The organism is Leptotrichia sp. oral taxon 221, assembly GCF_018128245.1.
GTDB lineage: Bacteria > Fusobacteriota > Fusobacteriia > Fusobacteriales > Leptotrichiaceae > JABCPH02.
The window spans coordinates 2,014,766-2,038,190 of the sequence record NZ_CP072378.1 but is presented as its reverse complement, the minus strand read 5'-3'; the positions used below and the strand labels follow the sequence as shown (position 1 = coordinate 2,038,190).

Here is a 23,425-nt window from a genome sequence, read left to right as displayed (position 1 = left end):
TAATTTTAAAAATTAAAGTAAACAAAAAACAGAAAAAGAGTTTTCCACAATATTATTATAATATAATTTATTTATATTAGTATATATATTATTATTATAGAATGTGGAAATGTGGGAATGTAGAATTGACAAGGGTTTGCCAACTTTTTAAATGTGGAAAACTTTTGCCTAAATTGTGGAAAACTTTTTTCCACAAAGTTTCCCACATAGTTTTCCACACTAATTGTGGGAATGTGGAAAAAATGTGGATAACCTGTGGGAATATTGATAAATAGGCTCTTCAAAATGTATGTGGAAAAGTATTAAAAAATGTGGAAAACTTCTAGAACCCTTATTTATTCAGTAATTAAGAGTAAATAAAAATGTGGAAAACTTTTTGTAAGTTTATTGATTATTTATATTTTTTATGTTATATTTAATTTGGAAAGAAAATAAAAAAAGGGAGTTGTTAATATGGAAATGACAGCCTCAAAATCGTGGGAAAAAATTCAAAAAATGTTTAAAAAGAAAGTAGATGAAATGGAGTTTAACACTTTCTTTAAGAATGTTGAGGCAACGGATTTGTCTAATAATAAGTTAGTTTTAACTTGTAAATCAAATTTAGTAAGACAAAATGTGGAAAAGTATAAAGAACAATTTGAAGAGTATCTTGAACTTATGTTTGATGAAGAGATAAAGGTGGAATTTGTTGTAAAAAAAGAGATTATTCCACAAGAAGTCGTTTATCATCATAAAGTCGAAGTACCTAGAGAAAAAATTAGAACAGGCTTAAATGCTAAAAATAGATTGGATAATTTTGTTGTTGGAGAAAATAGTAAATTAGCTTTTAACGCATGTTTGGCAGTTGTGGAAAATCCTACGCCTGTGTATAATCCGTTATTTATTTATGGTGGATCAGGATTGGGGAAAACCCATTTAATGCAAGCTGTTGGAAATGCTATTTTAGAAAGAAATCCAAATAAAAGAGTGTATTATTCAACTTCTGAAGAATTTTCAAATGAGTTTTTTAAAGTGCTTCAAGAAGGGAGAATACAACATTTTAGGGATAAATTTAGAGCTTTGGATGTGTTGCTTTTAGATGATATTCAATTTTTTGAAAAAGTTTTTGGAAGAGGAGAAGGAACTGTTGAGGAAGAGTTTTTCCACACTTTTAATAAGCTTCAAGAGTTGGGAAAACAAATAATAATGATAAGTGACAGATACCCAAAAGAAATTAAAAATTTATCAAAGAGGCTGGAATCAAGGTTTTTATCAGGGTTGTCAGTTGAAATTCAGCAACCTGGATTTGAAACGAGAATGATGATTTTAAGAAATATTGCTCAAACACAAGAAATCGAAATAAGTGATAGCATACTTGAGTATATATCAGATTCTGTACATACGAATGTAAGGGAGCTAGAAGGCATTTTGACACATTTAAATGCTAGATCAAAATTATTAAATGAGAAAATAACATTAGAACAAGTTCAAGAAATGATTTCCAATAATGCAAAACGTGAAGAGTCAAAGGTTAGTGCGAAGAAAGTAATAGAAATGATATCTACAGAATATAATGTCAGTGTAGCAGATATGAAATCTAAAAAGAGACTAAGAAAAATTGTGGATACAAGGCAAATTACGATGTATTTGCTGAAAAATAATGACAAATTAGGATTAAGTCTGACCGCAATTGGTGGATTACTTGGTGGGAAAGATCATAGTACAGTGATTAGCAGCATAAGAAAAATTGAGGCAAAAGTCAATGAAGACATGGCTTTCAGAAAAGAAATAGAGACATTAAGACGAAAGATATTCAGATAGATAAAGTTATTAACAATAATGTGGAAAAGATGTGGAAAACTTTGTGGAAAAGTATGAGGGATTTAAAAGAAGTTTTCCACATTTTCTATGAAGAGAATGTGGAAAAAAAAATCATAAAAAAATGATAAAAATATCATTAATTTAAAATTAAAAATATAAGAAAACAAAATTGATTGTGGAAAACTTTAAAAAGTTATCCACAAAATGTGGAAAGTTTTCCACATTTGATATATGAACTAACAATCCTTGAAAATATGATAAATATTAATAAAAATGAAATTTAGTAAAATATAAATGTGGAAAAAATATATTTTGAATAGTTTTCCACATAGTTATCCACATAAGTTTTCCACAAAATGTGGATTGTTAAAAATAGTTAAATATATATTAATAAAAAATTTATAAAATTTAATTTTTAATGTGGGAAACTCAAGTTATCCACATTAGTTAAAAAGTTATCCACATATGAATGTGGAAAAGATGTGGAAATTAGAAGCTAGATAAATAAAGGATTTGAGGAGAATTGTGGAAAAGATGTGGAAAACTTTTAATTAGAGTTTTCCACAGTGGAAATTTTAAAAAATTAAACATTAATAAAATATATAATTGAAATAAGAGATTGGAGAGAAAAATGGATAAAAAAATAGCTGAAAACGTAGAAATAGTGGAGATTAAAACAGATTTTATAAAATTGGATCAATTGTTGAAGTGGACAAATTTGACAGGAAGTGGTTCGGAAGCAAAAATGTTTATATTGAATGGAGATGTGAAGGTTAACGGAGAAGTTGAATTGAGACGTGGAAAAAAAATCCATGAGGGAGATATTGTTGAATTTAATGGTGAAAAAATCACGGTTAAGGTGCAAAAATAGGCAGTTTTAAAAATATTGTTGAAAGAAAAAAAATTTTAACTATAAAAAGAGGAAAAAATGTATTTGAGTCAGATAAATTTTAATAATTTTCGTTGTTTGAATGACAAGAGAATTGAGCTGGATAGGTATTTTAATTTAATATACGGAAAGAATGGACAGGGGAAAACATCGTTGATTGAAGCTGTTCATTTTTTGGCTACGGGGAAAAGTTTTAGGACGAAAAAGATAAAGGAAATGTTGAAATATAATACGAATAGAATTATTGTATTTGGAAAATATATTGACAAAAACGGAGATGAAAATTCATTGGCGATTGATTTGAATGAGGACAAAAAGACGTTTTATATCAATAGAAATAAAGATAAATATATTGAATATGTGGGAAAATTAAATATAATTTCGTTTATTCCTGAGGATATTGAGATAATTATGGGAAATCCAGGGGTTCGGAGAGGATTTTTTAATTATGAAATTTCACAGGCGAGAAGAGATTATTTGGAAGCGATTGTTAATTTTGAGAAAATATTGAGAATACGGAATAAAATGATAAAGGCGAAAGAGACAGGAGAAGAAATTTATAAAATTTATAATGAAAGATTTATAGAAGAAGGGGTAAAAATAATTATCCACAGACGAGAATTTATAAAAAAATTGTCAATTTTGTTAAATTTGAATTATCGAAAATTATTTGATGAAAAATCAGAATTAAAATTGAAGTATGATTGTTTTTTGGGAGAGGTTGAAAAAAAGACGAAGGAAGAATTGACGGAAATATTTGAAAGATTGTGTAAAAGGAAGGTGGAAAGAGAGAAACTACAAGGATATAGTTTGATTGGTCCACAAAAAGATGATTTTGTATTTGAATTAAATGGGAAAAATGCAAAATCGTTTTCGTCACAAGGGGAAAAGAAATCAATAATTTTCTCATTGAAGGTGTCAGAGATTGATATTTTATTGAAGGAAAAAAATGAATATCCGATTTTTTTGATGGATGATATTGCATCGTATTTTGATGAGATTAGGAAAAATAGTATTTTGGAGTACTTTCGTAATAAGAAAATACAGTGTTTTATGACTTCAACTGAAGATTTGAAAATTTCAGGGAAAAAAATAATTGTAGATGGAGGGGATGTGATTTTGGATGAGTGAGCAATCAAAAAAAGTACAAAATTTAAAAAGTTTGGTTAAAAATTCGTATGAAGCGAAATCGTTTATATTTAGGAATGAAAAATATTTATTGTGGAAAATTAAGAAAAATTGGGAAAAAATTGTGGGAAAACCTCTTGCAGAAAAATCTAATCCGAAAAATTTATTTAAAAAAGTTTTGCAGATAAATACGAATGATACGACACTTTATCATATGATGAGCACGTATTTGAATGTTATAAAAGAAAAGACGAATAAATTTTTGGGGATGGAAGCGATTGAGAGCATTGATTTGAGAAAGCTAAATTACAAGATTCATAGAGGATTGTTAGATGAGTTAATTGAAAATGATGAAATAAGAGGAGATGTTCCAGTTAATCAGATTCCGAAAAGATTTAAGAAAAAAGATTTTGAAGAGAATTTGAAAAAGATGGAAAAGGTTAGATGGGAAGATATTAGTTTGACTGACGAGGAATTGGAAGAGATTTATGAGAGTCTTGGTAAAATGAAATATGTGGAGTATGCTCAGAAGTTGGAAGAAATTGCCATAAATCGAAGAAAAAAAGATAAATATTTGTTGGCAAATGGGTATCAGCAATGTGAAGAATGTGGAAAAATATTTTTGCCTTATAAGAATGAAAGAATATGTTACGAATGTTATGGGAAAAAAGAGGAAGATAAATTTCGAAAAATGGTAAGATTGATACAACGGGAGCCATTTGTTAGTGAAAAAAGGGCTATAAAGATTACAAATCTAGATGCTTCGACGTATTATAGGGTTAGGGACAAGTTGGCACAGGAAGTGTATGAGGATATGCTTTATTTTTGTTTGGAGAAGGATGAGGAGATAAAGTGTAGTGAAGATTATAAATATGAGATAAAATTAGAGGCAAGAAAGGCAATTTCAGATTTTATAAAAAATTATGTTTATTACAAAATTGGTTCAGATGATAAAGATGTTTTGGCTATTGAGCAAAAAAAAGTTTTGAAGCGTTTGAATAAAGAATTAAGTTTTAAGAGAAAAGATTTTGGGAAATAAATAAAAATAGACTTATAATATATTTTTTTGTATAATGTAAGATATGTGAAAAGTGTTGAAAAAGGGATAAATAAATACAAGAAAGGTAAAATTATAATGAATGTAGAAGAGTTATTGGAAGAGGCTTGGAAAGCGGTTCAAGATGAAAAAATAAAGGATGCAGTGATTTATTTAGAAACGATTTTAGAGATAGATAGATATAATTTAGAAGCATTTTTAATGTTGATAAGAATTTATTTAAGAATGGAAAATTATGAGCTGGCAATGGAATATTGTGAGGAAGCCTACGAAAAATTCGATAAAAATCTAGACGTTATATTTTCTATGGGTCTTTTGTATCAATCAATTGGAAAAAATAAAAAAGCAAGTTTTTATTATAAAGAATTTCTTGAAATAGAGAAAAATTATCATGTTTTGTTAAATTTGGGAATTTGTTATACTGAATTAAATTTTTGGAAAAAGGCGTTGGAAACAATTGATGAAGCGATAAAACTTGAGCCAGAAAAGTCAGAAGGATATATGGCAAAAGCTGAGTACTTGGCTGAAATGGGAGATTATAAAGGAGCTTTAGAAATATATGAAGATAGGGTAAAAGCAGAAGGCAACAATGTTGAGGAGTATTATCTTTACATGCGAATGGGAGATGTAATGGCAAGAGCTGGAAAAATAGATGAAGCAATTCATTATTACAATATCTCGATAAATTATGAAGATACTCCAGATTATATTTTTGAAAATTTTTATAGTTTGCTAATATCTGAAAAGAGATACGATGAAATTGAATTATTAATAGTAAATTATAAAAATTCAAGTGATGGAAGAAAAAAATATTTGGATATAGAAGGTCGTTTTTCATTGGAAATAAAGGACTTTAAAAGAGCTGAAAGAGTTTGCGAAAAATTGATTATGTTGTCTCCAGAAAATCCAAGAGGGTACTTTAATTATGCGTATGTTATGGAATTGCAACATAAATATGATGAGGCATTGGACTATATTTATAAAGCGAGTAACTACACAGATGATGTTGAAAAAATAAAGGCTACTAGAAATAGAATAATGTCTTTGAAGAGAAAGTATGGTCGTTTGAAAAAGATGGAAGAAAAAAGAAAAAAAGAAACGATGGAAAAAGAGAAAGAAAATAATTTACAGTTAGAACAAGATGAAGAAACGAGTATAGCAGATGTGCTTTTTGAAGGAAAGCGAAGGAGTTAAATGAAAAAAAATAAAAATTACGAAATAAATAAAAATTATGATAAAAATGTTTTGATTGAAATGTTGAAAAATTTTGATAAATTGGGAAGTTATGTTGTCGAGCCAGGAAGAAATGAGATAAAGAGGATAAAGATTAAGAATAATGGCGAAGAAAAAGAAGTAAATGTAAAAAAATTTAAGAAAAAAGGATTTTTTTCGCAATTGATTTATAAATATGGGAAAGGTTCTAAGGCTAGAAGATCCTATGAGTATGGGAATAAATTGCTTGAATTAGGGATACAGACACCAGAACCGATTGCGTATTTTGATGATTTTGGTGAAGATAAAAGAAGTTTTTATTTGAGCGAAGAATTGAAATATGATTTTACTTGTCGGGAAGTTTTGTGGAATGATTTTGGACTTTCAGACGAGGAAATGGAAAAACAGATGCCTTATAGAGATGAAGTGATTAGGCAATTTGCAAAATTCACAGTAAAATTGCATGAAAGTGGTGTAAAATTTGATGATTATTCGCCAGGGAATGTCTTGATAAAAAAAGATGGAGATAAATATGAGTTTTATTTGGTAGATTTGAATAGAATGAGTTTTAATACGAAATTAAGTTTGACGACACGAATGGAAAATGTTTCTAAAATGATGGAAGAAGAAGTTTTTGCAAGGAAATTTTCAAAGGCGTATTCGGAATTTTGTACGAGATACACAGAAGAGGAAGTTTTTAAAAAATTGTATCATTTTATTAAGAAACATAAATTTAGAGTGTTTATAAAAGATAGCACGAGACCGTTTAGAAGAATGTTGAAAAAATAAGAGGATTCTCAAAGAAAGTGAGGAAAAATAGAAAAAATGAAAAATTATGATGTGATAGTAGTTGGAGGAGGACATGCAGGAGTAGAGGCAGCTTTAGCTTCAGCTCGTCAAGGCTTGAAAACAGCGTTGTTTACGATATATTTAGATAGTATTGCAATGATGTCTTGTAATCCTTCAGTTGGAGGACCAGGGAAAAGCCATTTGGTTTCAGAATTGGGAATGTTAGGCGGAGAAATGGCTAGGCATATTGACAGATATAACTTGCAATTGAAGAATTTGAATCATACGAAAGGTCTGGCGTCGAGAATAACTAGGGCACAGGCTGATAAATATTGGTATAGAATTAAAATGAGAGAAATCGTTGAGCATCAAGAAAATTTAGAAATTGTTCAAGGAATTGTGAGCGATTTAATCGTGGAAAATGGTGAGATAAAAGGGATAGAAGATAATTTAGGAGTAAAATACGGAGCAAAAGCGGTTATTTTGTGTACTGGAACTTTTTTGAAAGGGCAGTATATAATTGGGGATGTGAAATATTCGGCAGGACGTCAAGGAGAACCAGCAAGTGACAAATTATCGGATAGATTAGAAGAATTGGGATTTGAGATAGATAGATACCAAACAGCAACACCTCCGAGAATTGCTAAAAATTCAATAGATTTCTCAAAAATGGAGGAATTAAAAGGTGAAAAAAATCCTAGATATTTTTCATATGAAACGAAAAAAGAGTATAATCAGACATTGCCGACTTGGTTGACATTTACGACTGAAGAAACGATAAGAGTTGGTAAGGAGATGTTGCAATATTCACCGATTGTTACTGGGATTGTTAGTACAAAAGGTCCTCGACATTGTCCGTCGCTTGACAGAAAAATAATGAATTTTCCTGAAAAGACAAATCATCAAATTTTCTTGGAGCAAGAATCAGTTGAATCGGATGAAGTGTATATTAACGGGTTTACGACTGCGATGCCGCCATTTGCACAGGAAGCGATGTTAAAAACGATAACTGGACTTGAAAATGCAAAGATTGTGAGACATGGATATGCGATAGAATATAATTTTATTCCTGCTCATCAATTAAATTTGACTTTGGAATCTAAAGTGATTAAAGGAATTTATACGGCTGGTACGATTAATGGAACAAGTGGATATGAGGAAGCGGCTTGTCAAGGATTTATCGCAGGTGTGAATGCTGCTAGAAAAATATTAGGGAAAGAGCAAATTGTGATTGATAGAAGTGAAGGTTACATTGGAGTTTTGATTGATGATATTATTAATAAAAAGACGCCAGAGCCTTATAGAGTGTTGCCTTCAAGAGCGGAGTACAGATTAACATTAAGACAAGACAATATTTTTATTAGATTATTCGATAAAGCTAAAGAAATTGGGCTTTTGAGTGAAGAGAAATTGAATGAGCTTGAAAATGCGAAAAAAGAAATGGATAAAGAGATTGAGAGATTGAAGGGAATTACGGTTTATCCAACGAAGGAAACAAATGAGAAATTATTTTTGCTTGGGAAAGAGTATGCAGAGAAAAATAATGAGGAATTTGTGAAAACGGGGGCGAATAATCCAGTTTCGGCATTTGAATTTTTGGCGAGAAAAGAGATAAACTATGATAATTTGTCGGAATTTGTGGAAACGGTTGAATTAGATTCGTTGGCGAAAGAGCAAGTTGAAATTGAAGCAAAATATAGGGTTTTTATTGAGCGTGAAAAAGCACAAATTGAGAAATTTAAAAAATTGGAAGAAATGATTATTCCAGAAGATTTTGATTATGAAAAAGTACAAGGATTGAGTAATATCGCTATTTCGGGACTTGTTTATGGAAAGCCAAGAACAATAGGTCAAGCGAGCAGAATAAGTGGAGTGACTTATAACGATATTGCGTTGTTAATTGCTTTATTAAAATAATTTGTGTTATAATAAAATGATTTAGATTTGATAAAGTTTTTATTAGATAAAGAAAGTAAAATAAATAGGAGGAAAAATGTTAGAAAAATTAGCACACTTGAGAGAAGAAGTGTTAGAAAAACTTGATAAAGTTGGAAATCTTGAGGAATTGAATGAATTGAGAGTAAAAATCCTAGGGAAAAAAGGGGAATTTACGGCGATAATGAAGGAAATGGGAAATATTGCTGCTGAGAAAAGAGCTGAGTTTGGAAAAACTACGAATGAAATAAAAAATGTGTTGTTGGCGAAATTTGATGAAACTACAACTGGCTTGAAGGAAATTGCTAAACAGGAAAGATTGAAAAATGAAACAATAGATGTGACTTTGCCGGGAAGAAAAGCTAATGTTGGATCGCTTCATCCACTTACTAAAACAGTTATGGAAATTAAAGATATTGTTTCTTCTATGGGATTTGACATTGTTGATGGACCTGAAGTTGAGTATGTAAAATATAATTTTGATGCATTAAATATTCCAAAAACACATCCATCGAGGGAAATTACTGATACATTCTATATTAAAGAAAATGAAGTTGTATTGAGAACGCAAACTTCTGGAATGCAAATTAGATACATGGAAGACAGAAAACCACCATTTAGAATGATTTCGATTGGAAAAGTTTACCGTCCAGACTACGATGTATCGCATACACCAATGTTTCACCAAATGGAAGGACTTATGGTTGGAGAAAATGTTTCTTTTGCTAATTTTAAAGCGATTTTGGAAAATATTGTAAAGAAAATATTTGGAGAAGACAGAAGAGTAAGATTTAGACCACACTTTTTCCCATTTACAGAACCTTCTGCAGAAATGGACGTAGAATGTGGAGTTTGTAAAGGTGAAGGATGTAGAGTTTGTAAAGGGACAGGATGGCTTGAAATTCTTGGAAGTGGAATGGTAAATCCAAAAGTGCTTTCAGGTGTTGGAATTGACCCACAAAAATATCAAGGATTTGCATTTGGATTGGGACTTGAAAGAATTACGATGTTAAAATATGGAATTGATGACTTAAGAGCATTTTTTGAAAATGATGAGAGATTTTTGGATCAGTTCTAATAGTTTATAATAGTATTTTTAGCTAAAATTTTTGATGGAAAATTTATTTGAATGTAGAATAGAAAAAATCAATTGGAGTGTTAAAAATGGATGATAAAGAAATCAAAATTGATGATGAGTATGTGCAAAAATTTTACGAAGAAATTCGTGAAGATTATGAAAAAAATTCACCAACTAAAACTTTTGCAAAAATAAAGCTGGTAGAAGATGAGTTGAAAATAACAGACAGTAAAATTGTGGGATTGCCATATCTTCCAAAAGGAGCAGAATTTCCAAAAGCACCTAATGGTGAAGAAATGCTGATGATTGCACAGATTAATTGCGAGGATTTGAAGGGACTTAAGGATTTTCCCCAAAAGGGAATTTTACAGTTTTTTGTATTTGATGACGATGATGCTATGTTTGGACTTGATTTTGATAGTCCGACAGTTCAAGATACTTTTCGTGTGATTTATTACGATGAGATTAAAGAATTTTATGATGAAAAAGAGCTTGAAAACATTTATAAACCGCATAATTATGAGGAAAGTTTTCTTACAAACAATAATGAAAGTTATAAAATAGAGTTTGAGCTACGAACAGAGAAGGAAAGATTTGAAGAGGCAATTTATAGTGTGTTTGATAAACTTTGTAAAGAGAAAAAGTTGGAGAGACATCAAGAAGATTGGCTTTATCGTAAAATATTGAATATTGAAATGGAATATTCAGAAGAACCTCATTCACAATGTGATGGATTTGCATTTTTTACACAGAGTGATCCGAGAGAATTTGAAGAAAAATATAAAAAATATGATACGGTACTATTTCAATTGGACAGTGAATATGATGAAAATACGAAAAAATGGAAAGTTTGCATTGGAGATGCTGGAGTATTAAATTTTTTCATAAATCGTGAAAAGTTGAAAAACAAAGACTTTACAGAAATTCTCTACAATTGGGATTGTTATTAAATAAAAAAAGTTATCCACATTATTGTGGAAAAGACGTAATTTATAAATTAAAGAAAGGAGAGTGTGATAATCTATAAATTGAGAATTTATAGGTTTGTCATACAAAAATAGAATGCTAATTTCGTTAAACTGGTTAAAGCAATATATAGATTTAGATGGAATAGAAATAAATGAAATGGAAAATGCCTTGACTATGATTGGTCAGGAAGTAGAAAAAATCGAGGTTTTAGGGGAGAATTTAGAAAATGTTGTAACGGCACAAATTATTGAAAAAGAAATGCACCCTGATTCTGACCACTTGACAATTTGTAAAGTTGATAATGGAAAAGAAATTTTGCAAATCGTGTGTGGAGCGCCTAATCATAAGGCTGGAGACAAAGTTGTGTTGGCACAAGTTGGAGCAAAATTAGCTCCAGATTTTGTTATTAAAAAAGGTAAAATTAGAGGTGTAGAATCGAACGGAATGTTATGTTCTGAAGAAGAATTAAATATTGGGAAAGATTCGGATGGAATTATGATTTTGCCTGAAGATACGCCTGTTGGAGTGCCTATGAAAGAGTATTTAGGAATTAACGATACAGTTTTTGAATTGGAAATCACTCCGAATCGTCCTGATTGTTTATCGCATATTGGGATTGCAAGAGAATTAGGAGCCTATTACAATAAAGAGGTTAAATATCCAAGTTTTGTGATAAATTCAGAAAGTTCTGAAAAAACGGCTGATAATATTTCGGTTGAAATTGAAGACAGTAATTTGGCGAAAAGATATGTGGCTAGAATAATTAAAAATGTTACAGTTAAAGAAAGTCCAAAATGGTTAAAAGAAAGAGTGGAATCTATTGGAATTAGAAGTATTAACAACATTGTAGATGCTTCAAATTTCATAATGATGGAATTGAATCAACCAAATCATACTTTTGATCTGGATAAAATTGAAGGTGGAAAAATTGTTGTGAGAGCGGGACATGAAAATGAAAAATTAGTTACGCTTGATGAGCAAGAAAGAGAATTGAATAGCGATGATATCGTGATTTCTGATGGTGTGAAAGCCGTTGCACTTGGTGGAGTAATGGGTGGACAAAATTCAGAAATTACTGAAAATACAAAAAATATTTTGTTGGAAGTGGCAAACTTCAATTCACAAAATGTTAGAAAAACTTCAAGAAGATTGACATTATTTAGTGAATCTTCATACAGATTTGAAAGAAGAGTCGATGAAGAAAATGCAATTAATGTAATAAATAGACTTGCAAACATCATTCAAGAAGTGGCAGGTGGAGAAATTTTAGAAGGAGTAGTTGACAATTATCCTGTTCCATACAAGAAAAAAACAGCTACATTAAACTTTGAGAGATTGAACCGTTTTGTTGGGAAAAATATTCCACGTGAAACAGTTATTGGGATATTGACTAGACTTGAAATCGAGGTTGTAGATAATGGGGAAACATTGACATTGACTGCACCTACTTACCGTGACGACTTGGAAAATGAGCAAGATTATTTTGAAGAAGTTATTAGAATGTATGGTTTTGATAATATTGAAAATATTTTACCAAAATTGGATATTAGTGAAAAACCAGTTATTGATACAACAAAACTTTCTACACAAGTGAAATTGATTGCGGCAAATGCTGGGCTTAAAGAAGTTATTAATTACAGTTTTGTACCAAAAGATGCGATGGAAAAAATTAAATACACAAGCGTTGAAAGAGAAAATTTAATTGATTTATTGAGACCAATTACAGAAGATTTTGTAACATTGCGTCCAACATTGCTTTATAGCTTGTTAAAAAATGCTAAAGAAAATATGAATAGAAATGCTACAAATATTAGATTTTTTGAAGTTAGTAGAACTTTTGTGAAAGCGGAAGAATTGGCGAAGGAAGAAGTAAAATTGGGAATAATTTTGGCTGGAGAAAATAATAAGACATTGTGGAATCCAAAACCAGTTCCTTATGATTTTTATGACTTAAAAGGAATTGTGGAAGAAATTTTCACACAATTAAAATTCAATAATTATATGATAAAACGTTCTGAACAAAGCCAATACCATCCAGGTCGTTCAGTTGACGTATTTGTTGGTCGTGAATTGATTGGAAGCTTTGGGGAAATTCATCCAGACGTATTGGAAAACTTTGATTTAGGAAAAACATCAGTTTTAGTTGGAGAATTTAACATTGACTTGATTCAAAAATATATTGGTAAGAAAATTAAATATCAAGGAATTGTAAAATATCCAGCTGTTCCAAGAGATTTTGCGTTCGTTATGAGAGAAGATATTTTAGTTGGAGATGTTTTAAAAACTATTCAAAAAGTTGATAAAAAGATTGAAAAAGTGGAATTATTTGATATTTATCAAGGTGCAGGAGTGTTGCCAGGAATGAAGAGTGTGGCAATTAGTGTAATCTTGAGAGATAAAAACAAAACACTTGAAGAAAAGGAAATTGTTGATATTTCAAATAAAATCGTGGCTAAAGTTGAGAAAGATTATGGAGCGGTTTTGAGAAAGTAGAAGATAGAATTCAATTTTAAGATTGCTAAGTATCGGATTAAAAAAATGAAACAAAAAGGGGGAAATTGAGGTGTTAAAAATTGTAACTTTGCCATTTAATGAGAGGAAAGAAGAATTTGAGCAAGGGAAGCTGGAAAGGATATTAGGAAATGTCCAGATTGTAAAGTATCAGGCTGAGCTAGTGAAAATTGAGGGGAAATATTACTGGACGGCTTTTGTTGAATATGAAAAGGCGGAGAATATAGATAAAAATTTAGAGAAAAATAATTTTTTGCAAAATGGAAAATATATTAAAGAGGTTAACAAAAATCATGAAGAATATCTATCAGAGGAAGAAGCTGAACTGTATAAGATTTTGAAGGAATGGAGAGCTGGAGAAGCACAAATGCTGGGATATCCACCTTACATCGTTGCTTCAAATCAGCTTTTAGTTGACATAATAAAGGCAAATCCTAAAACTGTTGAAGAACTTTCGCAAATAAGGGGAATGGGGAAACGGAAAGTTAGAGATTACGGGGAGGAGCTTTTGCTGATTTTGGAGAATTTTTATGATATGAAAAGTTGAATGCGGAAAATAAAAAATGTATTTGTACTGTATTGAATTTTTATAAAAAAGTAGTATAAGACTAATAAGAAACCCAATAAAAAGATTATCAAATATAGCATAAAAGAGACTCTGTTTATTAATTGAACAAAGTCTCTTTTTGATTTAATATCAATTTTCTATCCTTTTACTGCATAAACCACAACCGCAAAAGCAATTATAACTATGATTACCATAAAAAGTCCACTTAATATCATTGAAAAAATATTCATCAAATTTCGATTTTCTCGATTTTTGATACATAAAATAGATAGAACGAAAGAGCATAAAATACATAAAATATTTACAATAGCAAATATATGTGACACTGTATAATGCACTTTAAAAAATGCAATAAATTGGCTTAAAATTGGGATTAAACTCATAATTAATGCAATTTTACTAATTTTTTGATGTTGTTCCTTGTCTGAAAGAAAAACTCTTTTTTCAGTTGTTTTTTTGATTACTTCATTGTTCATAGAAATCATCCTCTCATTATTTTTTTTATTTTGTTTCTTCCTTTTCTATATTCATATGTTACCACATCAACCTTACGGCAACATTTTTGCTACTTTACATTTACCTTACTTTTTGGAAATTTGGGAAGTTGGGAGTGATTTTTGTGATATAATGATTTATGAATTTTAGTGATAATTGGAGGAAGTTGGAAATGGTTGAAAAATATTTGAGAGATAAATGTATTTTAATTGTGGATGATGAGCAGGAAATTTTGAATATGGTTGTGTCGATTTTGGAAGATGGAGGTTATGAAAATACAAGGACTGCTAGAAATGTGAAAGAGGCTTTAAAATGTGTTGAAGAAAAGAAACCTGATTTTGTGATATTGGATGTGATGCTTCCAGATGGGAATGGTTTTGAGTTGCTTGAAAAGTTGAGAAAGGACAGCAATTATCCGATTTTATTTTTAACAGCACGAGGGGAGGATGAAGACAAGTTTAAAGGATTTGGATTGGGAGCGGACGATTATATTGTAAAACCTTTTTTGCCAAAAGAACTTTTGTTTAGGATTACGGCAATTTTGCGACGGACTTACAAGGAAGAGAATTTTATTGTGAACTTAAATGGCTGTCAGATTGATTTTTCACGGGGAGAAATTGTAAAGGATGGGGAAAAAATTTCCTTAACTGCAAAGGAATATGAACTATTAAAAACCTTATACAGAGATGCTGGACGAATTGTAACGATTGATTCGCTATGCGAAGCTATTTGGGGCGAAAATGCTTATGTTTACTCAAATTCTTTGATGACACATATTAGACGGATTAGAGAAAAAATTGAGAAAGAGCCGTCACATCCAGTTTCTCTCATAACAATGAAAGGATTAGGTTATAAATTAATCGTGGAGGGAAAATAGCATGAAAAATATATTAAAACTTATACGCCGTTTTGTAATAACAATAATATTAAGCATATTTTTGCTTCTATTTTTAAATATTTTTTTGTTTGAATTTATATTTTTCAAATATTCGACAGATGATTCTCCTTCAGATAAAACTTTTGAAATAGCGAAAATGATAAAATTTAAAGACAGAAAATATTTTTTGCCAGATAAAGAAATTTCCAATTTGAAAAAGCAAAATATTTGGGCAATTGTGATTGGAAATGATTCTAAAAAAGTGATATGGCAAACAGAAAACTTGCCAGGTGAGATTCCAAAAGAATATTCGGTATTCGATATAGCGCTATTTTCACACGCTTACATAAAAGGCTATCCAGTTTTTACAACAAAAATTAGAAATGATTTACTTGTATTAGGATATCCAAAAGACAGTTACTGGAAATATTCCACAGCTACCTGGAACTATCGTTTAATTCAAAATGTTCCTAATTTTTTTCTTATATTTTTACTATCCAATATATTCTTTGTATTTTTGATTTACATTTTTTCAAATTCAAAACTTTTAAAATCAGTAAATCCAATAATAAAAGGTATACAGGATTTGCCAAAAGATAATCCAGTAAACATAGATGAAAAAGGCGTTTTATCTGAACTTGCAAAAAGTATAAATAAAACTTCTGAAATTTTGCAAAATCAAAGAGAACAACTGCGAAATAAAGACACGGCACGAGCAAACTGGATTGCAGGAGTTTCCCACGACATTCGTACTCCATTGTCAATGATAATGGGCTATGCAAGTCAATTAAAAACATCTTCAGATTTATCAGAAGAAATGGCAAAAAAACTTTCTGTTATTTTGAAACAAAGTGAGCGTATAAAAAATCTAATAAATGATTTGAATCTTGCTTCAAAATTAGAATACAATATGCAGCCTTTTGAGAAGAAAAAAGAAAATGCAGTTGCAGTCATTCGGCAAGTAATTGTTGATTTTTTGAATATGGATATTGACGAGAAATTTCCGATAGAATGGAAGACGAAAAATGAATTTGTATCCTGCTTTGTTAATGTTGACAAAAATCTGATAAAACGAGCTTTGGCGAATTTAATTCAAAATAGTATTAATCACAATGAAAATGGTTGCACAATTTATGTTTCAGTAAAAGAAGATGAAAAAAATTGTATAATTTGTGTTGAAGATAATGGAATAGGAGTTTCTGATGAAGAGCTAGAAAAGCTCAATAATACGCCACATTATATGGTTTGTGACAAAAATACGACAGAACAGCAGCACGGTTTAGGGCTTCTTATTGTAAAACAAATTATGGATGTCCATAATGGACAAGTTGAGATGAAACATAGTGAATATGGGGGATTTAAGGTTAATTTGTATGTTCCTAAAAATCTTTTTTCCTATTGACTTTTATAAAATAAAGTGATACAATTTCAAAGAATTATGAAAGTAGCAAAAAATATATTTTTGTTAGTACAATAGTTCATTAATATTAATCGGATGAAAATATGAGAAGAGATTTTGCAATATAGCAAAACACCGAAGAAGTGACTCTTTCAGGTAAAAGGACTCATATTGGACGAACCTCTGGAGAGATTCCGTAGCAAAGGAACACCGAAGGAGCAAAGTTTACTAAATTTTAGTAAACCTAAACTCTCAGGTAAAAGGACAGAGAAATTACATTTTTCGTGAATTTCTTTATTGCAGAGGTCTTAATTTTTAAAGACCTTTTTTATTTAAAGAAATAAATTCTTTTCAAAAGAATCATTAAAAATTTAGCATAAAACTAAAAGAAATTCAGGAATAAAGAGAATTCAATCAAATCCAAATAAACATTCCGAGAAATTAAAAAATATAAAAATACAGAAATTAGCTAATTACAAAAATAGAAGGCTAAAAATCAAATTACAAAGGAGAAGAAATGTTAGAATCGATTATTTCACAAATCAATGAAGTTTTTTGGGGAAGTATCTTAATCATTTTGCTATTAGGAACAGGATTATTTTATACGATTAGATTAAGATTTATCCAAGTTAGAGAGTTTAAAAAAGGTGTACAGCATTTAACTAAAGGGTTTAATATGAATGGAGAAGAAGCTGGAGAAGACGGAATGTCATCGTTTCAGGCTTTGGCAACAGCGATTGCAGCTCAAGTAGGAACTGGGAATTTAGCAGGAGCGGCCACAGCAGTAATTTCTGGAGGTCCAGGAGCAATATTTTGGATGTGGCTAAGTGCATTTTTTGGAATGGCAACAATTTATTCAGAAGCTGTTTTAAGTCAATTATTTAAAAGAAAAGTAGAGGGAGAAGTAACAGGAGGTCCATCTTACTATATCGAAAAATTATTCAATGGAAATAAATTTGCAAAAGGATTGGCAATATTTTTCTCAATTTCATGTATTTTGGCATTAGGATTTATGGGAAATGCAGTTCAATCTAACTCAATTGGTGAAGCATTCCAAAATTCATTCCATGTTCCACGTGTAATAACTGGAGTAGCGGTAGCAGTTTTAGCAGGATTTGTATTTTTTGGAGGAGTAAAAAGAATTGCAGCAGTTACAGAAAAAATAGTACCGATCATGGCATTTTTATACATTTTAACTTCTGTAATTGTTATCGGAATTAATTATATGAATATTTTAAAAGCGTTTGAAGCAATTTTTGTTAATGCATTTTCGACTCAAGCGATTTTAGGTGGTTTTTTAGGACAAGGTGTAAAAAAAGCTGTAAGATATGGAGTTGCAAGAGGATTGTTCTCAAATGAAGCAGGAATGGGGTCAACACCGCACGCACATGCCGTAGCAAAAGTAAAAAATCCTGAAGAACAAGGTCACGTTGCAATAGTAACAGTATTTATCGATACTTTTGTAATTTTAACATTATCAGCTCTTGTAATTTTGACAACACAAAAAGATTTATCAAACTTTACAGGAATTTCATTGACACAAAAAGCGTTTGAAGGAGCGTTAGGAAATTTTGGAGGAATATTTATTGCAGCAGCATTGTTTTTCTTTGCATTTTCAACAATTATCGGATGGTATTTCTTTGGAGAAGCAAATATTAAATATTTATTCGGAAAAAAAGCAATTTTAATTTATAGAGTTTTAGTAATGGTATGTATCGTAATTGGTTCAATGCAAAAAGTTAATTTAGTTTGGGAAATGGCTGATATGTTTAATGGATTTATGGTAATTCCAAATCTAATTGCATTGTTGTTATTGAGTAATCGAGTTGTGAATGTATCAAAAAAATATAAGATGTTAGACTAGAAACTTTAATCTCGATATGTTAAAATAATTAAGCAAAAAATATTTTTGCAATTTAAGTTATATTTATGAGATGAAAAGAGAGTGAAAAAATGAGAAAAGTAAGATTTTTAATATTAATGATATTATCACTTCTGAGCTTAAATTCATGCTTGTTAGCCACAGCAGCTGGTGCAGCAGGAGCAGGAGCATATTATGGAAATTATTGTGCAAATAATAGATCAGCAACAGTTTGTGGTGGAAGATAATTAATTAATTGCGTAGTCTTCAATATCATTAAAGAAAAAGGAAACCCTCGAGAATCAATATTCTCAAGGGTTTTTATAATAATTTATCTTCTTGGTTCATGTTTTATGTCACGATTTTTTTTAGTTATAACTTTTTTTGGAGCTTTAGGTGCTGTTCTTTTCGTAGGTTTTTTATTTTCATGTTTTACGATGTTTCTTTTTGGTCTAGGTGGTTGTTTTCTAGTAGCTGCAAATGATGTAGCTGAAACTCCTAAAATTCCTAAAGCTAAAATTAATTTTTTCATTGTATTTTTCATATTATATCATCTCCGTTTTTCTATTTTTGTTGTTTTTTATCAACAGAGATATAATAACATTTAGTTATGTCAAAATTATGACAAAAAATAAAATCTTTTATTTATTTTGAAATATTTAATTTTGCAAATTCAGCTTTTGCTTTTGCTAATTGAGCGTTAAAATTAGGGTTTGTGTGTAATGTAGCAACAACAGCACTTGCAACTATACGAGCTGCATCAACATCACTTTGCCAGTGATATCCACAAATTACACGGCTTTGTCCTAAATCGAATCCTCTTTGGATAATTTCTTGTTGTCTAGCAGGGTTAACTTCAGCTAAAACTAAAGCAGTTGCCCATCCAATAGATGTATGTCCTGAAGGATAAGAACCATTTGTAGACAATGTTTTTTCATCTTCTGGACGACATGTAGATTCCTTGAAATACGCAAATGGACGAGTTCTCATATAAGTCTTTTTAGCAGATCTTGTAGCTAAATCTCCAGCATCTTCAATAAGATTTGTAACTAATTTATAAATTTCTGGTGTTGTTTTTGGTGAAATAGTGTATCCGAATGCTTCTGAGAAAGCGTTTGGAAGTCCAGTTCCTTCAAGTTTTGCATCATCATATGCAACTTTTCCTCTAGGAGTATTTCTTTGTAGTTTACCTTTTTCGTACATAGCTTTGTCGTTTAAAAATCCAATGCTATCTACTGCAGGTGGAGGTGGTAATAATTTGTAGCTATCTACAACTTCAGAGCTTTTTAGATAATACAAATTTGGTTTTGTTGTTACATCATTTTCAGTTGCAAATGATGCAAAAGCAGCAATTAAAAAAATACCTAGTAATAATTTTTTCATTTACATTCCATCCTTTTCTATATTTTATATTATTCGTAATAGAAGTATACCTTGATTTTTTACATTGTCAATAAATTTTTATTAGAAATTAATCGCTACTTTCAAACCTTATTTTTTTCTTCTTAAATATTAAAATACAGGATAACCTTCTTTTGAATATTTTTCTTTCAAGAATTTTTTTACTTTTTCTGAAGTCATTGCTTTTGCTAGTGCTTGTATTTTTTTGTCGTTTTTGTTGTCTTCTCTAGAAGCTAGAACAATAGCATATCGTCCTTTAGTTCCTTCTTCTAAGAAAAGAGCATCTTTTGGCGTAATTCCAATTTTTAGCATATGAGAAGGCCAGTTGAATACAAGGTCAGCTTCTTTGTATGCTTGTACAAGAGAAGGAATAGGCAAAGCTGTAATTTTTAAGTTTTTAATAGAATTATCCACATCTTTTAAGTTGTATAATCCATTTTTTTGTTTAAGTTTGATTAATCCTTGTTTTTCAAGTATTCTCAAGGCTCTATCTTGATTTGTTGGGTCATTTGGTACAACAACTTTTGCACCGTTTGGAATTTCATTTTTGCTTTTATATTTTTTTGAATAAAAACCAACATAAACATCATAAATTGCAGCAACTTTCACAAGATGAGCATTGTTTTTCTTATTAAAAATTTCCATAAAAGGAACATGTTGATGGAAATTAGCATCAAAATCCTTATTAGCTAATCCAACATTTGCAGTGACATAATCTGTCAAAAGCGTAATTTTAGTGTCATAACCTTCTTTCTTTAAATCTTCAGACGCAATTTTTACGATTTCCTCCATCGGATATCCAGCTGCAGCTACCTTAATAGTTTCTTTTTTTCCACAACTCAAGGCTAAAATTGTTAGCCCAACGAATAAAAATAATTTTTTTAACATTAGTAATTTCTCCTTCTTTTATCTAATTTTTTTGCAATGTAATTGCCTAATATTTGAATGGAAAAGACAATAATTATCATAATTGCAACCATTTTGAATACAAGAGCATAATTGTACTCATTGTAACCGTATCTCATTGCATAATCGCCAATTCCACCACCTCCAACAACCCCCATAACTGTCGAATATGAAATAAAACTAATAATAGACGAGGTTAGTCCAAGAACTAAGCTACTTCTTGCTTCGACAATTAAAAAATGCCAAACTATTTGAAATGACGTAGCTTTCATTGAAAGAGCCACATCAAGAATCCCCTTATCCACATCATAAAAAGACTGTTCTACAAATCTTGCATAAAGTGCAACTGCTACAACACATATTGGAAAGCTCGCAGGAATCAATCCAAAAGCCGTCCCAAAAATCAATCTTGCAACAGGCATTAATACAACAACCAATATTAGAAATGGAAAACTCCTCACAACATTAACATAAATATTTGCAGGAATATAAATCCGCATATTTTCCTTGATGCTCCCTTTATTCGTTAAAAAAAGCAACGAACCAAGAGGAATTCCAAAAAAAATAGCAAATAAAGTAGGAATCAAAATCATAATTAAAGTATCTTTCAACGCATTTAAAATTTCCCAATTCATTGTTTCAAAAAACTCCTTTCATTTAGTATAAAATGGTGCTTAAAGTACTCAAAATAATACAGAGTACTAAAAAAATTCCAATAAAATTTATTTTTTTAAAGAAAATAATCTAAAAAATTATCCCAAAAATTCTTTGACAAATTCTAGATATTCACTTTTATGGTTGATGATATCATCTTTCACCACATCAAAAGTATCCAAAATTTTCCCTTTCTCAATGACAGAAACACGGTTACATAACTTTTTAGCAACATCAAGCTCATGAGTAACTAAAATAATTGTAGTCCCGTAATCACGATTAATTTTCAAAAATAATTCGAGAATCTCTTTTTGAATAAACTTATCCAAAGAAGCTGTAACCTCGTCGCATAAAAGCAAATTTGGATTTGTAACCAAAGCTCGAGCAATCGCAACCCGCTGTTTTTCTCCACCACTTAATTCCGAGATAAAAAAATTTTTCTTATCAAGTAGTCCAACAAAATCAAGCGTCTTCTCAATTTTCTTCCTATCAATCTTTTTCCTTTTCAAAATAAGTGGCAAAGCAACGTTGTCAAATACATTTTTGTTATACAGCAAATTAAATTCTTGAAAAATATAAGAACTTTCAGTATTTTCTTCCAAAAAAATCTCCCCAGCATCAGCTTTTTCAATTCCTTGAATAATTCTCAATAAAGTCGACTTACCACTCCCAGATTTCCCAATTATCCCAAAAATCTCCCCTTTTTCTATGTGCAAATCAACTTCCAAATCAAAACTATTCAGCCGTTTTTTCAAATTATTAATATTTATCATAAAAACTCCTTTTTAAATTTTACTTTTAGAAGATAGAGATATTATATCACAAAATAGAGCAATTATAAAATTGAAATAGTTATAAAATTTAATTTTTATTGGAAAAAGAAAAAATTAAAAATTATAAAAATTTTGATACTAAATATTTTAAATAAAATTTGGCATAAAGGCTAGAAACTTCCAGCCTTTTTTGTTATAATTAATAACACAAGATACCAAAACCCGTAGGGGAATTTTGATTTTTTAGAGAGGTTTTTATGAAGAATAAGTTTATACTATTGGATAGAGATGGCGTAATTAATGTTGAAAAGTCATATTTATATAAAATCGATGAATTTGAGTATGAAACAGGAGTCTTGGAAGGATTAAAAATATTGAGAGATTTGGGGTATAAATTTGCAATAATAACTAATCAAGCTGGGATTGCAAGAGGTTATTATAGCGAGGATGACTATTTTAAATTACAGAACTTTATTGAAAAAGATTTATTAAAAAATGGGATTAAGATAGAAAAAACATATTTTTGTCCACATCATCCAGATGGAATTGGAAAATACAAGCTGGATTGCGAATATCGAAAGCCGAATACTGGGAACTTTTTAAAAGCAATCAAGGAATTCAATATTGATGTGGAAAAATCGTATATGATTGGAGATAGAGTGACAGATCTGATACCAGCTGATAAATTGGGATTTAAAACAGTTTTAGTGGAAACAGGATATGGATTGAAAAATATTGAAAAATTGAAGGAAAATGATTTAAAATCAGAAATATGCAAAAATATTTTAGGTTTTGCAAAAAAATTAAGAAATAAATAAAAATGATATATTAAGAAAATATATAGTTGATTTCAAAGATATTTTATTTTTAATAATATAATTTTAAAAAATATTAACTAAGATAACCATAAGAAAGTACAATTTTAGCCATTTTTTAAAAATATTATTTTTAAAAAAAATTGAATTTTTTATTGAAAAAAGATAAGAAAAAAGTATAAAAAGGGGCAAAAGCATAAAAATCTTAAATTTGAAAAAAGAAATAAAAAGTGGTATAATTATATTGATAATATTTAATGTATTGAATTTGTTATTGTTTAAGATTATAATTAAAAATAAAGAAATTA

22 protein-coding genes and 1 riboswitch are annotated in these 23,425 nt (G+C 29.9%); of the genes, 16 read left to right on the top strand and 6 right to left on the bottom strand.

Going from position 1 to position 23,425, the window contains the following annotated elements; genetic code table 11:
• The first annotated feature begins 453 nt into the window (after positions 1 to 453).
• The 11 genes from dnaA to J4863_RS09160 all read left to right on the top strand — a co-directional run bounded on the left by dnaA (position 454) and on the right by J4863_RS09160 (position 13,915).
• The gene (gene dnaA / locus J4863_RS09210; protein ID WP_371815579.1) at positions 454 to 1,800 is read left to right on the top strand and encodes a chromosomal replication initiator protein DnaA; all 1,347 of its coding nucleotides are present in this window, start codon (positions 454 to 456) and stop codon (positions 1,798 to 1,800) included.
• 631 nt (positions 1,801 to 2,431) lie between these two features.
• On the top strand, positions 2,432 to 2,671 hold the full coding sequence (yaaA, locus tag J4863_RS09205; RefSeq protein ID WP_211618425.1) for a S4 domain-containing protein YaaA: 240 nt from the start codon (positions 2,432 to 2,434) through the stop codon (positions 2,669 to 2,671).
• A 57-nt stretch (positions 2,672 to 2,728) separates the two neighbouring features.
• Complete coding sequence (locus tag J4863_RS09200) at positions 2,729 to 3,820, top strand: DNA replication/repair protein RecF (protein ID WP_211618424.1); 1,092 nt, start codon at positions 2,729 to 2,731, stop codon at positions 3,818 to 3,820.
• A complete protein-coding gene (locus J4863_RS09195) occupies positions 3,813 to 4,856 on the top strand; it encodes a DciA family protein (protein WP_211618423.1) in 1,044 nt (347 codons plus the stop codon). The genes J4863_RS09200 and J4863_RS09195 overlap by 8 nt, the downstream gene beginning before the upstream one ends.
• A gap of 96 nt (positions 4,857 to 4,952) precedes the next feature.
• On the top strand, positions 4,953 to 6,068 hold the full coding sequence (locus tag J4863_RS09190) for a lipopolysaccharide assembly protein LapB (RefSeq protein ID WP_211618422.1): 1,116 nt from the start codon (positions 4,953 to 4,955) through the stop codon (positions 6,066 to 6,068).
• A complete protein-coding gene (locus tag J4863_RS09185) occupies positions 6,069 to 6,875 on the top strand; it encodes a lipopolysaccharide kinase InaA family protein (protein WP_211618421.1) in 807 nt (268 codons plus the stop codon).
• A 36-nt stretch (positions 6,876 to 6,911) separates the two neighbouring features.
• Positions 6,912 to 8,792 (top strand): tRNA uridine-5-carboxymethylaminomethyl(34) synthesis enzyme MnmG, encoded by a 1,881-nt coding sequence (mnmG, locus tag J4863_RS09180; RefSeq protein ID WP_211618420.1) that lies wholly within the window; start codon positions 6,912 to 6,914, stop codon positions 8,790 to 8,792.
• A gap of 76 nt (positions 8,793 to 8,868) precedes the next feature.
• Complete coding sequence (pheS, locus tag J4863_RS09175) at positions 8,869 to 9,888, top strand: phenylalanine--tRNA ligase subunit alpha (RefSeq protein WP_147002679.1); 1,020 nt, start codon at positions 8,869 to 8,871, stop codon at positions 9,886 to 9,888.
• An 86-nt stretch (positions 9,889 to 9,974) separates the two neighbouring features.
• Entirely contained in the window at positions 9,975 to 10,838 is an 864-nt protein-coding gene (locus tag J4863_RS09170) for a YwqG family protein (protein WP_211618419.1), read from the top strand.
• A 112-nt stretch (positions 10,839 to 10,950) separates the two neighbouring features.
• Entirely contained in the window at positions 10,951 to 13,350 is a 2,400-nt protein-coding gene (pheT, locus tag J4863_RS09165; RefSeq protein ID WP_211619369.1) for a phenylalanine--tRNA ligase subunit beta, read from the top strand.
• A 70-nt stretch (positions 13,351 to 13,420) separates the two neighbouring features.
• Positions 13,421 to 13,915, top strand: a complete 495-nt coding sequence (locus J4863_RS09160) for an HRDC domain-containing protein (protein ID WP_211618418.1) — start codon at positions 13,421 to 13,423, stop codon at positions 13,913 to 13,915.
• Between the two features lie 158 nt (positions 13,916 to 14,073).
• Here the strand turns inward: J4863_RS09160 and J4863_RS09155 are convergent, their stop codons facing one another.
• On the bottom strand, positions 14,074 to 14,412 hold the full coding sequence (locus tag J4863_RS09155) for a hypothetical protein (protein ID WP_211618417.1): 339 nt from the start codon (positions 14,410 to 14,412) through the stop codon (positions 14,074 to 14,076).
• Between the two features lie 191 nt (positions 14,413 to 14,603).
• On the opposite strand from J4863_RS09155, the gene J4863_RS09150 reads away from it, so the two are divergent.
• The 4 genes from J4863_RS09150 to J4863_RS09135 all read left to right on the top strand — a co-directional run bounded on the left by J4863_RS09150 (position 14,604) and on the right by J4863_RS09135 (position 18,816).
• On the top strand, positions 14,604 to 15,308 hold the full coding sequence (locus J4863_RS09150) for a response regulator transcription factor (protein WP_211618416.1): 705 nt from the start codon (positions 14,604 to 14,606) through the stop codon (positions 15,306 to 15,308).
• A gap of 1 nt (position 15,309) precedes the next feature.
• Entirely contained in the window at positions 15,310 to 16,710 is a 1,401-nt protein-coding gene (locus J4863_RS09145) for a sensor histidine kinase KdpD (protein ID WP_211618415.1), read from the top strand.
• Between the two features lie 170 nt (positions 16,711 to 16,880).
• A riboswitch (glycine riboswitch) is annotated at positions 16,881 to 16,985 on the top strand.
• A gap of 239 nt (positions 16,986 to 17,224) precedes the next feature.
• Complete coding sequence (locus J4863_RS09140; RefSeq protein WP_211618414.1) at positions 17,225 to 18,571, top strand: sodium:alanine symporter family protein; 1,347 nt, start codon at positions 17,225 to 17,227, stop codon at positions 18,569 to 18,571.
• Positions 18,572 to 18,660: 89 nt separating this feature from the next.
• The gene (locus tag J4863_RS09135; protein ID WP_211618413.1) at positions 18,661 to 18,816 is read left to right on the top strand and encodes a hypothetical protein; all 156 of its coding nucleotides are present in this window, start codon (positions 18,661 to 18,663) and stop codon (positions 18,814 to 18,816) included.
• Positions 18,817 to 18,899: 83 nt separating this feature from the next.
• Here the strand turns inward: J4863_RS09135 and J4863_RS09130 are convergent, their stop codons facing one another.
• The 5 genes from J4863_RS09130 to J4863_RS09110 all read right to left on the bottom strand — a co-directional run bounded on the left by J4863_RS09130 (position 18,900) and on the right by J4863_RS09110 (position 22,302).
• A complete protein-coding gene (locus J4863_RS09130; protein ID WP_211618412.1) occupies positions 18,900 to 19,112 on the bottom strand; it encodes a hypothetical protein in 213 nt (70 codons plus the stop codon).
• A gap of 101 nt (positions 19,113 to 19,213) precedes the next feature.
• On the bottom strand, positions 19,214 to 19,951 hold the full coding sequence (locus J4863_RS09125; RefSeq protein WP_211618411.1) for a phosphatase PAP2 family protein: 738 nt from the start codon (positions 19,949 to 19,951) through the stop codon (positions 19,214 to 19,216).
• Positions 19,952 to 20,080: 129 nt separating this feature from the next.
• The gene (locus J4863_RS09120; protein ID WP_211618410.1) at positions 20,081 to 20,857 is read right to left on the bottom strand and encodes a MetQ/NlpA family ABC transporter substrate-binding protein; all 777 of its coding nucleotides are present in this window, start codon (positions 20,855 to 20,857) and stop codon (positions 20,081 to 20,083) included.
• Entirely contained in the window at positions 20,857 to 21,510 is a 654-nt protein-coding gene (locus J4863_RS09115; protein WP_211618409.1) for a methionine ABC transporter permease, read from the bottom strand. Before J4863_RS09115 ends, J4863_RS09120 begins: the two co-directional genes overlap by 1 nt.
• Before the next feature lie 117 nt (positions 21,511 to 21,627).
• A complete protein-coding gene (locus J4863_RS09110; protein ID WP_211618408.1) occupies positions 21,628 to 22,302 on the bottom strand; it encodes an ATP-binding cassette domain-containing protein in 675 nt (224 codons plus the stop codon).
• Positions 22,303 to 22,559: 257 nt separating this feature from the next.
• Here J4863_RS09110 and J4863_RS09105 point away from each other — a divergent pair, with 257 nt between their 5' ends.
• Positions 22,560 to 23,120 carry a D-glycero-beta-D-manno-heptose 1,7-bisphosphate 7-phosphatase gene (locus J4863_RS09105; protein WP_211618407.1) on the top strand — a complete coding sequence of 187 codons (561 nt, stop codon included), beginning with the start codon at positions 22,560 to 22,562 and terminating at the stop codon, positions 23,118 to 23,120.
• The last annotated feature ends 305 nt before the right edge of the window (positions 23,121 to 23,425 follow it).